The following is a 12,177-nucleotide window of genomic DNA, read 5'->3' on the forward strand; positions in this document are numbered from 1 at the left end:
TGTGCCCTTCGGGTGGGCGTTATTCGAGTTCGGTTTCTACGGTGCCGAGGCCGTGGGTGGTCTGGGCGCCGATGCCGGCGGCGGTGGCGTAGAGGGTGAGGGCCGACAGCAGGCGGCGGTCGGTGCCGGTGGCCGGGCCGACAAGGCGGAAGGCGGCGGTGCCGGTGAAGCCGATGCGGCCGGCGGAGGGGCCGAGGTCGACCGGGGCGGAGGCGATGTCGTGGGCGGAGAGGGCGAGGAGGGGCAGGAAACGCTTGCCGTCCTCCTCGGTGATGAGGGCCTGGGGCGGGGCGTGGAGATTCCAGCGGCGGATGAGGCCGCCGTAGACGAGGCCCGGGTCCGGGAGCGGGTACCAGTGGCCCCGGCGGGAGAAGTAGGTGACGGAGCGGAAGCGGAGGATGGCCCGCTCGGCGGGCGGGGCGTGGCGGAGGAGTTCGTACGGGGTGTGTTCCTCGTCGGCGTCGCGGACGGTGAAGAACTGGGCGCCCAGGCGCAGTTCCTGGCCGAGGAGGAGGGTGAGGTCGGGGCGGGGGCGGTCCGGGAGCCAGCCGAGGCGGAGAAGGGCCGTGCCCGGGTGGGGGGAGGCGAGGAGGGGGGAGACGGTGTGGGGCTTGTGCTGGGCGTGGTGGTCGGCGTCCGTGCCTTCGAGGAGGGTGGCGGCCAGGCCGTGGAGCTGGGCCGGGGTGACGGGCCGTTCCGGGCGGCCGGGGTCGCGGGATGCGAGGGTGAGGGTCCAGCGGGAGGGCATCAGGCGGCCGTCTCCTTCGGGACGGCCCGGACGAAGGTGACGGGGGCGGTGCCCGGGACTTCGGCCAGTTCCCAGCGGAGGGCGGTGAAGGCGTCGGGCAGCGGCGCGGCCTGGAGATCGGCGGGCGCGTCGGATGTCCCGGATCGCGTGCTCTGCTGCCTGCCGGGCCGCAGGACGACGGGGCGGCGGATCGGGATGACGAGGTCCATCGGCTCCGGCGCCGGTGGCAGCGTGGCGCCGAGGACGGCCGCGTAGACGTACGGCGGGGTGTCGAAGCGGAGGCGGACCAGGCGGGAGCCGTCGGCGGTCCAGCCCCACAGGTGGGTGGCGGCCCGGGGCAGGTCCGGCGGTGGGGTGTCGGTGAGGTGGAGGCCGTCGAAGTCGGTCCAGGTGCAGGCGCAGCCGTCGAGCAGCGGGCGGGCGGTGTCCCAGGGGATGCGGCCGTAGCCGTACAGGGGGAGCGGGCCGGCGGCGGGCGTCATGGGGTGAGGGCCTTTCGGGCGTCGGCGCGGAGAGCGGCCAGGGTGGCGGGGTCGGTGCAGCGGACGGTGCCGTAGCCGCGGGTGGTGCCGCCGCCCAGCCCGTACAGCCCTTCGTGCAGGTCCCACAGGGCGAGGACGAGCGCCGCGCGGGCCTCGGGCGGGACGGTGGCGGCGGGGCCCTGGCGGGCGGGGTCGGTGGTGAGGGTGAGGGTGAGGGTGAAGGTGCCGGATTCGATGACTTCGTCCTGGTAGAGCAGCCCGTCGCGGGCGCCGCCGGTGAAGCGGTCGATGGCGACGTGGTTGCGGACGGCCGGCGGTGGGGCGTCCTCGACCGGGGTGTCGGGGAAGCGGAGCAGACCGCGGGCGCCGGTGGCGTCCGGGCCGGTCCAGCCGAAGGTGGTGCAGAGGGAGCACCGGCCGCAGGAGTCGGCCATGCCGGGGCAGGCGGGGCGGTCGAGGGAGCGCAGGACGTAGCCGGTGCGGGCGCGGAGGATGCCTTTCCAGGCGGTGCCGGGGATCAGGGGGCGGCCGGTGTCGTCCAGCAGGATGCGGGAGGGTTCGGTGGGGCGGCGTTCGCCGCTGCCCACGTGCAGGGGGTCGGTGAGCTGCCAGGGGAGGGCGGGGAGGAAGGCGGAGGGCGAGGCGGTGGGGTTGGCGGGGGAGAGGGGGACGGGCCGGAGGCCGGCGGCGGTGAAGAGGGCGGGGCCGCCGTGGGTGAGCCACAGGGCGCGTCCGGCGCGGGTGGTGAGGTCGACAACGGCGTGGCGGAGCGCCAGCAGCCGGACGGTTCCGTGGCCGGTGGAGCGTCCGCCGCCGATGACGGGCCGCCAGGTGCGCAGCGCCTCCCGCACCGGCCGGTGGTGTTCCTCCTCGCCGTGCACCCACAGCCGGCACCGCACCCGGGTTCCGCTGGCCAGATACTCGGCGGTGCGCAGGGTGCCGGCCGCGGCGGCGCCGCGCCGGGCGTCCATGGCGGTGCGGGTGCGGTGCACCGGGGAACCGCCCTCGGGCAGGGTCAGTTCGGTGGCGAGGAAGCGGACGCGGGAGGTCAGGCTGTCCTCGGTGCTGCCGCCGCGCGGCGCGCCGTGGCCCATGAGCTCGCCGCGCACGGGGTCGGGGAGGTGGGCGCGGAAGGAGCCGGCCAGGGAGGTCGGCGGTATCCAGGGCTCGCCGGAGGCGTCCCGGGCCAGCGGCCGGACGGTGGCGGTCTCGCCCGCCCGGCGTTCCGGGGCGGCGATGGCCGCCGGGCCGGTCAGTTCGAACTCGATTTCCGCGAGGAGGAGATGGCGTCGTTCCTGTACGGCGCGGGCAGCGGCCCGGGCCTCGCCTGTCGGGTCGGTCACCGGTCCCGGTCCTCTCGCAGCCGGGCCTCCAGGGCACGCACGGTGTCCTCCAGGTCGGCGGTCCGGTCCGGGTCGGTGACCAGGCGGCGCAGTTCGTCGCCGAGGGCGCCGTCCCGCAGCCGGTGCAGCACCTCGGCCTGCGGCAGGTCGAGGAAGCGCGGGTCGGGGGCCTCGCCGCGCCGCCGGCCGTGCAGACAGTCGCGCAGTCTGGCCTGGAACCAGGCGGGGTTTGCGGTGAGTTGGTGGAGTTCGCGGGTGAGGCGGGCGGCCTTGGTCCCGGTGGAGGGCAGCGGCGCGGTGTCGGTGTCGGTGCCGGCGGGGGGTGTCCAGGGGCCGTAGGCGAGCCAGCCGAAGCCCTCGGCGCGGCGCAGGCCCAGGCCGTGGGCGGCGAGGCGGGCCAGGCCGCGCGCGGTGGGCGGGGCGGGCAGGCGGAGGCGGAAGACGCTGCCGGCGGCGACGGCGAGCTCGGACGGCTTGGGCAGGTTGGTCAGGGCGTGCCAGCCGCCGACCTGTTCGTGGCGGGTCCAGGACCGTTCGACGGTGACGCCGGGGCCGGTCTCCAGCAGTTCCCCGAGGACGGTGGTGTCGGGGCGGCCGGCGGGGCGGCCCGCCGCGTCCACCAGCAGGGCGGGGGACAGCAGACGGAGGGTGAGGAGGAGGCCGGGGGCGAGGGCGTCGGGGGAGTACGGGGGGACGGCCGGGGAGACTGCCGCGGGGGCGGCCGGGCGGTAGCGGGCGGCGCCGGAGGTGGAACGGCGGGCGCCGACGCGCAGCCGGTGGCCGCGCAGCAGCCAGCCGGGCAGGGCACTGCCGTCGTCGGTGGTGATCCGGCCGGCCAGGGTGCGGGCGGCGGCCAGGGCGCGGCGGGTGAAGAGCCGGCCTTCCTCGGCGCGTTCGTCCTCGGTGAGCCGTACCCGGGTGGTCTGGACGGTGTCGGGGACGGCACGGGGGCCGAAGAACTCGACTTCGCCGCTGCCGGGTTCGGTGCGCCCGCCGCAGACGGTGCATGAGGCGGGGGAGGCGTCGTCGGCGGCCCGGTCGGAGGCGAAGCCGTGGCAGGCGGGCTCGGGGCGGTACTTGCAGCGCAGCACGGAGCGGGGGACGACATCCGAGGCCGGGTCGAACAGCGGGCCGTAGCGGACCGGCCCCTCGAAGAGGTGCAGGAAGGCGTCGCGCCGGTCCGGCGGCGCCTGCTGGGGCGGGCCCGACTCCCTGATCCAGGCGGCGGCGAGGGCGCCGCGCAGCACCGTGCCGGGCAGGTGGCGGTGGGTCTCCACGGGGGCCGTGCCGCGCGGGGCGCGGCCGAGCTGCGCCGACTGGTCCAGGCGGAGGGTGACGTCGGCCGTGTCGGCCGTTTCGGCCGTGTCGGTGGTGTCGGTGGTGTCGGCTGTGCGGGTCATGCGAGGCGGCTCCGCAGGTTCTCGAAGCGGTCGAGCAGGGCGTCGTCCACGGCGGACCCGTCGCCGGGGCCGGCGGTGACCGGGGTGCAGGTGACCCAGCCCAGGCCGCGCCGCCGGCTGCCGCCCAGCGCGTGCACCCCGGCGGCGGCGCAGGCCAGCACGGTGAGCTGCTCGGCGGCCCGGCCGGGTGGCAGGTGGCCGCCCCGGGTGACGGTGAAGACGGCCGGTGCCTGCGGCCACAGCTCCTCGGCCAGCAGCAGATGGTCGCGGCGGACGGTGCCGGTGCCGCTGTCGATGGCGATCCGGGCCCGGCCCACCACGGCGGGCGGGTGGTCCTCCGGGAAGCGGGCGCCGGTCCACTGCCAGGGGGAGGGGACGGCGGCCGAGCCGAAGACCTGGTCCAGGTAGCCGGCGGCGGCCTCGGTGGCGGGGAGGAGGACACGGGCCGAGGCGCGCATCAGGCCCTTGAGGGAGGACGCGGGCAGCGGCTCGGCCAGGTCCACGGTGGTGCCGGCGCCCCGGCCGGGCAAACCGGTGGCGATGCGGAACGGGCCGTGGAAGTCGATACGGACCGTCAGGCCGTCGCCGGCGGAGGGGTCAGGAGAGGGGGAGCCGGTCATCGCCACCACCGGATGGTGCGCAGGGCCTGGGGCAGGGTGATCGGGGAGCCGGGGGAGGCGAAGGGGGCCACGGTCCGGTGGTGGCCGAGGCGGCGGGCGGTGGTGACGGCGGTGGCCGTCTCGCCGGGGGCCCGGCTCAGGATGCCGGTCAGGGTGGAGCGGAAGGAGGCGGGCAGGGCGGCCAGCGCGTCCAGGGCCGCCGCCTGCTGCTCCAGCACGGCCAGGCTGACGGCCTCGCCGGTGGTGTCGCCGGTGGTGAGGTCGGCGAAGGCGATGGCGGCGGCCTCGCCGCGCACCGCCTGTTTTGCCGCCTTCAGACGCCGGCCGGCCTCCTCCACGACCAGGTGGAACGGTTCCTTGTGGCGGGCGAAGACCAGCCCGGCGGAGGCGGACAGCTCCGGCAGGCCGTCCGGCACCAGCTCGGCCGCCGCCGCCCGCGCGGCGGCGGCCCGCCGGCCGAACTCCGCCAGGTAGGCGCGGGTGAACCGCCAGGCCCGGCCGGCGGGCAGGCTGACCAGGACGTCGTCCCCGCCGACCAGGTGCGGCACGACGGCGAGGGTGTCTCCGTCCGGGGCGGCGAAGACGGTGAGGGCGGCCTCGGCCAGGGCGTCCCGGGCGCACTCGGCGAGGTCCCGGGAGAGAGCCCGTTTCACCTCCGGGGGCAGTGCCGGGCCCGCCTCGGCGAGCCGGTCGAAGAACGCGCCGAAGGAGTTGCCGTCGATGTGGACGGTGGCGATGTGGTTGTGCTCGGAGAGGTCCGGGTTGCCGGCCGTGGCGCCCAGCGCCGCCAGTTCGGCCAGGGTGTCCACACAGCGGCCGAGGCCGAGGGCGTCGCGGAGTTCCTCCTCGGCGGTGTCGGCGGTGTCCCGGATCTCGCGGGAGAAGCGCATCAGGCAGTCCGGGCAGAGCCAGCCCTTGCCGATCGTGCCGTCGTCCTCCCTGCCGAAGACGAACTCCCGCTGCGCCGGGTCGAGATGGCACTCCTCGCAGGTCCGGGCGCAGGGCAGTTCGGGGACCGGCGGCAGGTCGGTGAGCACGTCGCCGCGCTCCAGCCGGGGCTTGAGGACCCGGTGGTATGCGTCGAGATAGCCGCTGCCGGTGCCCCAGACGGCGTGGAACTCGCCGGCCGGGAGTTCGGCGCGCAGCCGCCGGAGGACCGGGGCGGCGATCTCCCGGGCGGCGGCGTCCGCGTCCTCCTCGCGGGCCGGGGCGGGGTGCAGCCGCAGGCTGATCACGCCGTCCACCGTCCCGGCCTCCGGGTTGCGTACGGCGGACGGGGCGGAGGGCGTGGACGGCGTGGACGGGGCGGTCCGGCCGGTTCCCCCGGCGGTCTGCCCGGCGGCGCGGATGGCGGCGCTGGCGCCGCGCCGGCCGCGCAGCCGGCCGGCGCGGGAGAGATAGCGCTGGATGCGGACGCAGGAGATGTCGAGGTAGAGAGAGTGCGCGGAGGGCGGTGTGTCGTCAGAAGCGGCGGGTGAGGCGCCGGGCGCGGCGGGGGCGGTCACGGTGCCGGTTTCCCCTTGTCGTCCAGGACGGGCAGGGTCTGCTCGTCGGCGGGCGCGGCGGCCCGGGGCAGCGGGATCAGCGGGCGGGTGGAGTGGGAGAGTTCCTCGCCGCGTGAGTGCTTCCAGAAGCCCCGGAAGGCGGGCGCCAGGTCGTCCGGGTGCAGCTCGCCGTCCGGGATCGGCTTCTGCGGGGGGTACCAGACGATGCCGGGCGGGACCCGGTCCAGGGTGAGGGCGGCCCGGGCCGCCCTCCAGGTGACGGTGACCTCCGCCGGGACCTGTGCGCGGAAGGCGGCCACGGCCTCCTCGGCGGTGGGCGGCGGGGTGGCCGGGCCGCCGGTGGTGTAGCGGGCGGCGGCGTCGGTGAGATCCAGGCCGGTGATACGGGCGGTACAGGCGCCGAAGCCGAGCGGCTTGGCGCCGCCGACCGCGTAGCCGACCGGGTCCGGGGCGTCGTCGAAGAGCAGTGCCGGGTTCAGCGCGGCGAGCAGGCCGCCGAGTTCGGCGGCGGTCAAACCGTCGACGTACACGGTGAAGACGAACCGGGCGCCCGCGTCGACCTGTTCGGCGTCCCGGGCCATCTCGCCCTCCCACCGGCCGCGCCGGGTGCGGAAGAACGGGCGTTCGGCGTGGCGGGCGGTCAGCCAGTACTGTTTCCGGCCGCGCAGCGGGCGGGGGCGGGGCTGTGGGCCGCCGGGCGCGTCAGGGCTGCCGGGCGCGCCGGACGCGTCGGGCGCGCCGGGGGCACCGGCCCCGGCGGACGGGCGGCCGGTGGCCGTGACCGGTGGGGCGGCGGGCCGCCGCTGCCCCGTCCCCGCCCGGTCCGCGCTCTGGTCGGCGTACCGGCCCCGGTTCTTCGGCTGTTTCTGTTTCCGATTCTTGTCCTGGCCGCCGCGCCTTGCGCTCCGCGGGGGCGGGGCGTGGTCGGCGGGGGAGCCCCATTCGCGCAGCGGGAGGTCGCCCTCGGCGGCCGGTTCCAGCCGCTTGGCATCGTTGGCCAGGTAGAACTGCCCCGCGCCGGGCCGGGGCGCGCCCAGCGGGGCCAGGCGGACCGGGCGGGTGCGGGGCGCGCCGGTGCCGGGGGCCGGGCGGGCGTCGCCGAACCGGATGTGGCCACGGTAGGAGGACTGCCGGGCCTCGGCGGTGTCGGCACCGCCGGTGTCGGCCGAGCCGAAGAGGCGGCAGGAGGGGCAGAGCGCGTCCGGGGCGGTGCAGGGCAGCAGCGCGGTGGGCACCCGCTCGCCCGCCGTGAAGCCGCCGGGGTGGCGCCAGATCGCCGCCAGGGCCAGGCCGGTGACGGCGCGCGGAGTGCCGCCCGCCGCCGCCCAGACCACCTGGCCGGGGTACAGCCGCGGGCGGGCCTCGTGGCGCTCGCCGATCCGTGCCCCGCGCCAGGTGACCGGCTTGCGCTCGGCCTTGCCGGTGTCCAGCCGGTGCTCCCGGCGGGCGACCCGGACATCCTCGGCGTCGGCGACGGCGGCCTGGAAGTCCTGCCAGGCGGCGTCGGAAACGCCGAGCGCGGGCGCGTCGGCGGCGGGCAGCTTTCCCACCGCGCACCAGTAGGTGTGGCACCTGGGGTTGTCCTCGCGGGCCCCGCTGTCGGTGACCAGCACCACCCAGCCGTCACCGGCGGCCACCTGGTCGCCCCGGGCGTGGTTGCGGCCGAAGTGCTGGTGGCGCTCCCAGCCGGTGACGCGGACCTCGGCGCCGGTGACCACCCGCTCCGGCGAGCCCAGCACCCGGGCCAGATCCGCGCTGTCCGCCCACACCACCTCGGTGCACATGCGGACGGCGGCCGGCCGGCCGTGCTCGGTCTCGGTGACCAGGGCCGGCTTCCAGCCCCGGTGCCGCGTTCTCGCGGCGTCCCGGTAGCCGGGGCGGAAGTCCGCGTCGAAGACGCGCAGGCAGCCGCCGGCCAGCGTCTCGTGCAGCGCGCGCACGGTGCCGGCGAGGGAGGAGCCGGGCAGGAAGGGCACCTCGTGGGCACCGTGGGCACCGTGGGAGCCGGCCGGGTCCGGGGGCGGCGGGAACGCGCGGCGGGGGAAGCGTTCCTCCTCGCCCTTGCGGATGCCGCGTAACAGCAGCGGGGCGGCGGCGGTGAGCTCCACCTCGATCCGGCCGCTGAGCCGGTCCGGGGCCAGTCGCTCGTGACCGGCCGGCGGGCGGCGGTGGCCGGTGCCGTCCTCGTCGGGGAACCGTGGCAGTGGGACGAAGGTGTACGGGTTGACGAAGACGGCGCCGCCGGAGGCCTCCGTCTCCGGACGGTCCCGCTCCGGGGCGCCGCCCGGGCGTCCAGGTACGGGGCCGGATCCGCCCCCGGGCACCCCGGCGTTCCCTGTGTTCCGCCCCACGCCTTCGCCTCCCCCGGCTCGCCCCCGGCTTGCCCGTGGCCCGTTCCCGGCCCGTCCGTCCCCGGCCCGGGTCTCCCTTCCCGGCTCCCGGCTGTCGCTCGCCCGAGCCCAGCGACAACGGACGGTGGCGGAGCGGGGAACGCCGAAGTCCGGACGGGGACGCCCGGCGGCGGCCCCGCCCCGGCGCCGGGTCGCGGCGGCAGGGGCCGGATGCCACAGTGAGAGATGTCCGTGCTCGCCGCAGTGGGGGTGCCGATGGCCGCTCCACCCGACCCCGGGACGACGTCGGCCGCGTCCCTGGCCGACTGGCCGGCCGGGGCCGACGTCACGCTGACGCTGAACCGGATCGGCCGGTTCGACTGGGATCTGGACCACGGCCTCATGCATCTGGACCGGATGGCCGAGGAGGTCTTCGATCTGGAACCGGGCCGCTACGCCCCGACCGTGGAGGACATCGGCGGCTCCCGGCTGCCGCCCACCGAAGGCGCCCGGCTGGACGCGGTCATCTCCCACGCGATCAAGGACCACCGCCCGGGCTACGGTTCCTACATCAAGATCCGCCGCCGCGACGGCGAGCTGCGCTGGACCCACATCCAGGGCCATATCCTGCGCGACGCCGCCGACCGTCCCTACCGGATCATCGGCGTGGTCCGGGACGTCAGCCAGGAACTGGCCCAGCCGCCCGGGCCGCTCACCCTGGAATCCCACCACGACCAGCAGTCCCAGATGGTCGAGGAGACCACCGCCGCGCTGGCCTACGCCCGCACCGTGCAGGACGTGCTGGACGTGCTGCACGGCTCCCGCGGTCTCGGCCGGCTGGGCGTGGTCTCCCTGATCCTGGGCTTTGTCGAGGGCAGCCACATCCGCCAGGTGGCCGAGGGCCACGAGGGCAGCATCGTCCCCGAGCTGGAGCTCACCCGGATCAGCGACAACTACCCGCTGAGCGAGGTGGTGCGCACGCTGAGCCCGCGCTGGATCCGCTCCCGCCGGGAGTTCGCCGAGAGCTATCCGTCGCTGTGGCCGCACATCGCCGGGCTGGATGTCACCTCCGCGGCCTATCTGCCGCTGATCGCCCAGGGCCGGCCGATCGGCGCGATCGGGCTGCTGTTCAAGGGCCGCCGGGTGTTCCACCCCGCCGACCGCACCCTGATCACCGCGCTGACCAGCGCCGTCGCCCAGAGCGTGCAGCGCGCCAAGCTCTACGACCAGGGGCGGGAGCTGGCCGAGAGCCTGCAACGGGCCATGCTGCCGCACTCGGTGCCCGAGATCGCCGGGATGCGGGCCGCGGTCAGCTACCGCTCCTCCGAGGAGGGCCGGGACATCGGCGGCGACTGGTACGACGTGATCCGGCTGCCCGGCGGGCGGGTGGCGGCGGTGATCGGGGACGTGCAGGGGCACGACACACACGCCGCCGCGGTGATGGGACAGCTCCGCATCGTGCTGCGCGCCTATGCGGCCGAGGGGCTGCCGGCCTCGATCGTGATGGTCCGGGCCTCCGCGTTTCTCCGCGACCTGGACACCGACCGCTTCGCCACCTGCCTGTATGCCGAGGCGGACCCGGCCAGCGGGCGGGTCGGGCTGGTCCGGGCCGGGCATCTGGACCCGCTGCTGTGGCCGCCGGGCGGGGAATGCCACAGCTATCCGGTGCTGGGGGCGCTGCCGCTGGGCCTGGGCCCGCTGTCCGCCGCGGCCTATCCCATGACCTCGCTGGAGATGGTTCCCGGCGAGACCCTGCTGATGTTCACCGACGGGCTGGTGGAACGGCGCGGGACCGATCTGGAGGAGGGCGTGCGGGCGCTGGCCGCCGCGGTGCCGCGGGGGCCGGAGGATCTGGACGAGCTGGCGGCCTGGCTGTGCCGGCCCACCCCGGGCCGGGAGGGGGAGGGGCAGGACGACGCCGCCATGGTGCTGCTGCGCCGCTGACTCCCGGGCTGTGCCCGGCGGTGCCTGTGCCGGGCCCGCATCCGGCGCGGCCCGGACCGGACCGGACTCAGGCGACGCGCCGGTAGGCGGCGCCGTCTCTGGTCCGGGCCAGCAGGCCGGCCTCCACCAGATGGCGGCGCAGCGCCGGGAAGTCGTCGTGCACCGTCAGCAGCGCCGCGTTGACCTCGGGCTCGGAGTAGACCCGGTCCCTGGCGAACAGCGTCTCGGCGAGATGCACCAGCAGGGCATCTCGCCGGGCCGTGCGCCGCGGGATCGCCGTCAGCCGTCCGTCCGCGGTCGTCAGGCCGGCGGCCGGACCGCGGTTCCTGCCGCGCCGGGTGCCGCCCGGGGTGCCGCGGGGCGCCTCGTCTTCCGCCGTGCCGGGGACCTCATCAGCCATGCCCGGCACCATGGCAGCCCGCCGCGACCGTGGCAAAGGGTTTTCCGGGCCCCGGGGATTCGCAGCCGGGAATTTGAATGTATTGCGCCGCGCATTTTTCCTCCGGTGAGGGCGTGCGGTGAATCCGGAAACCGCCGGCCGCGGGTCCGATATCATCGCCGAAGTGCCACGCCTCCCGGCCGAATCCGCCGGCCGCGGGGCATCTTCATGGGGGTCCCATGTGCAGTGCGCGACGCATCCGGGTCCGGGCGTCCAGCCGGCTGGCCCGGATGTGGCAGGAGGAACTCACCCGTACCGGCGAGGCCAGCGCCCTTGTCACGGGTGAGGCAACGCTGCGCGAGGAATTCGGCGGCCTGCTGGGAAAGGCGGCCCGTAACGCATTTGAAACCGCGCTCGGCTCGGACACCCGGTGGGAGTGGCGGGACAGCGCGTACCGGATGGAGACGGACGGCGGCCGGATCGCCTACTTCCCGGAAAGCGGGGAGCTGGAAATGACGCTCCGGCTGACCGATGTGGTGACCGCCCGTGGCGCGGCGGTGCGCACCGTGCGCGGCACGGTGGATGTGGAGACCACGGCGGAGAGCAGCGCCCGCTACTTCGAGGACGGCTGGGCGGATCTCACCCGGGAGTCGGCCCGGCGCGAGGCCGAGTGCAAGGCCCAGGCCGAGGCGGACCGGGACGCCAGGCGCCAGCTGGGCCGGCGGCTGGAGGAGGAGCGGCGGTCGGGCCGGCGGCGGCTGGCCGCGGAGGCGGAGCAGCTGGCCGCCGAGGCGGCGCGGGACGCCGAGCGGCGGCTGGCCGGTCCGTGCCGGCGGCGCCACCAGGAGCTGAGCCGGGAGGCGGCGCGGCGGCTGGCCGACGGCCGTACCGGCTTTCTGCGGCCGGTGCACGAGGTACTGGCCGCCGCCTACCGGGACACGGTGGTGGGCTATGCCCGTGCAAACGGTGCCGAGGGGCTGACGGTCGCCGAGGACGACGGGGTGATCAGCGTCCGGTTCGAGATGGAGGTCTGAACGCGTGCGGGTGCGGGTGGAGTTCCGTTTCAACGCCGAGACCGGCGAGGTGGAGGTCTTCCGGGTGGACGACATCACCGCGGGCGGCCGGCGAGCGGAGCGGGAGACCGCGCACGAGGAGATCGCCTACCGGCTCGGCGGGCTGCTGGACCGCCGGCCGGGTGTGGAGCGGGTGGCCCGGCCGTCCGGCCCGCCGGCCGCCGGGACCGGCTGACGCCCCGGTCGCGCACCGCCGCTGCCGGTGGTGCCTCTCCCGGTGGCTCCGGCCGCGGTGCGCGCGAGCCGCCGGGAGGGTGGAATGGGGGGAGGAGCAGCGGGAGCGCGGCAGGCGTTCACCGAGGCAGTTGAATGTTTGACTGATCTTGAACCGCCTGCCCCGGGCGGCCCACGGC

At 76.4% G+C, this 12,177-nt stretch carries 11 protein-coding genes; 3 read left to right on the forward strand and 8 right to left on the reverse strand.

Going from position 1 to position 12,177, the window contains the following annotated elements:
- Nucleotides 1-19: 19 nt before the first annotated feature.
- From cas6 to BM242_RS15455, 7 genes are read right to left on the reverse strand one after another with little or no spacing between them, the layout of a single operon-like run.
- On the reverse strand, nt 20-748 hold the full coding sequence (gene cas6, locus BM242_RS15425) for a CRISPR system precrRNA processing endoribonuclease RAMP protein Cas6 (protein WP_093839411.1): 729 nt from the start codon (nt 746-748) through the stop codon (nt 20-22).
- Complete coding sequence (locus BM242_RS15430) at nt 748-1,230, reverse strand: hypothetical protein (protein ID WP_093839412.1); 483 nt, start codon at nt 1,228-1,230, stop codon at nt 748-750. Before BM242_RS15430 ends, cas6 begins: the two co-directional genes overlap by 1 nt.
- Nucleotides 1,227-2,573, reverse strand: a complete 1,347-nt coding sequence (locus tag BM242_RS30840; protein WP_093839413.1) for an RAMP superfamily CRISPR-associated protein — start codon at nt 2,571-2,573, stop codon at nt 1,227-1,229. Before BM242_RS30840 ends, BM242_RS15430 begins: the two co-directional genes overlap by 4 nt.
- Nucleotides 2,570-3,973 carry a type III-B CRISPR module-associated Cmr3 family protein gene (locus BM242_RS15440; RefSeq protein WP_093839414.1) on the reverse strand — a complete coding sequence of 468 codons (1,404 nt, stop codon included), beginning with the start codon at nt 3,971-3,973 and terminating at the stop codon, nt 2,570-2,572. The genes BM242_RS30840 and BM242_RS15440 overlap by 4 nt, the downstream gene beginning before the upstream one ends.
- Nucleotides 3,970-4,593 (reverse strand): RAMP superfamily CRISPR-associated protein, encoded by a 624-nt coding sequence (locus BM242_RS15445; RefSeq protein ID WP_093839415.1) that lies wholly within the window; start codon nt 4,591-4,593, stop codon nt 3,970-3,972. The genes BM242_RS15440 and BM242_RS15445 overlap by 4 nt, the downstream gene beginning before the upstream one ends.
- Nucleotides 4,590-6,098: a Cas10/Cmr2 second palm domain-containing protein gene (locus BM242_RS15450; protein WP_093839416.1), complete on the reverse strand. Its 1,509-nt coding sequence runs from the start codon at nt 6,096-6,098 to the stop codon at nt 4,590-4,592. The genes BM242_RS15445 and BM242_RS15450 overlap by 4 nt, the downstream gene beginning before the upstream one ends.
- Nucleotides 6,095-8,422 (reverse strand): RAMP superfamily CRISPR-associated protein, encoded by a 2,328-nt coding sequence (locus BM242_RS15455; protein WP_093839417.1) that lies wholly within the window; start codon nt 8,420-8,422, stop codon nt 6,095-6,097. Before BM242_RS15455 ends, BM242_RS15450 begins: the two co-directional genes overlap by 4 nt.
- A 258-nt stretch (nt 8,423-8,680) precedes the next feature.
- Between BM242_RS15455 and BM242_RS15460 the strand changes: the two genes are divergently transcribed.
- Nucleotides 8,681-10,372 carry a SpoIIE family protein phosphatase gene (locus tag BM242_RS15460; RefSeq protein ID WP_175541437.1) on the forward strand — a complete coding sequence of 564 codons (1,692 nt, stop codon included), beginning with the start codon at nt 8,681-8,683 and terminating at the stop codon, nt 10,370-10,372.
- 67 nt (nt 10,373-10,439) lie between these two features.
- On the opposite strand, the gene BM242_RS15465 is transcribed toward BM242_RS15460, so the two are convergent.
- A complete protein-coding gene (locus BM242_RS15465) occupies nt 10,440-10,772 on the reverse strand; it encodes a DUF2087 domain-containing protein (RefSeq protein WP_093839623.1) in 333 nt (110 codons plus the stop codon).
- Nucleotides 10,773-10,990: 218 nt separating this feature from the next.
- Here BM242_RS15465 and BM242_RS15470 point away from each other — a divergent pair, with 218 nt between their 5' ends.
- Together BM242_RS15470 and BM242_RS15475 are read left to right on the forward strand one after the other, a co-directional pair.
- Nucleotides 10,991-11,785, forward strand: a complete 795-nt coding sequence (locus BM242_RS15470) for a hypothetical protein (RefSeq protein ID WP_139238343.1) — start codon at nt 10,991-10,993, stop codon at nt 11,783-11,785.
- A gap of 4 nt (nt 11,786-11,789) precedes the next feature.
- Nucleotides 11,790-11,999 (forward strand): hypothetical protein, encoded by a 210-nt coding sequence (locus BM242_RS15475; protein ID WP_093839420.1) that lies wholly within the window; start codon nt 11,790-11,792, stop codon nt 11,997-11,999.
- Nucleotides 12,000-12,177 lie beyond the last annotated feature (178 nt).

Origin of the sequence: Streptomyces aidingensis (assembly GCF_900112355.1) — a bacterium.
Taxonomy (GTDB): Bacteria; Actinomycetota; Actinomycetes; order Streptomycetales; family Streptomycetaceae; genus Streptomyces; species Streptomyces aidingensis.

Coding starts and splice junctions, on each gene's coding strand:
- cas6 (WP_093839411.1), bottom strand. CDS start 748: ATGCCCTCCCGCTGGACCCTCACCCTCGCATCCCGCGACCCCGGCCGC.
- BM242_RS15445 (WP_093839415.1), bottom strand. CDS start 4,593: ATGACCGGCTCCCCCTCTCCTGACCCCTCCGCCGGCGACGGCCTGACG.
- BM242_RS15465 (WP_093839623.1), bottom strand. CDS start 10,772: ATGGCTGATGAGGTCCCCGGCACGGCGGAAGACGAGGCGCCCCGCGGC.
- BM242_RS15430 (WP_093839412.1), bottom strand. CDS start 1,230: ATGACGCCCGCCGCCGGCCCGCTCCCCCTGTACGGCTACGGCCGCATC.
- BM242_RS15470 (WP_139238343.1), top strand. CDS start 10,991: ATGTGCAGTGCGCGACGCATCCGGGTCCGGGCGTCCAGCCGGCTGGCC.
- BM242_RS15440 (WP_093839414.1), bottom strand. CDS start 3,973: ATGACCCGCACAGCCGACACCACCGACACCACCGACACGGCCGAAACG.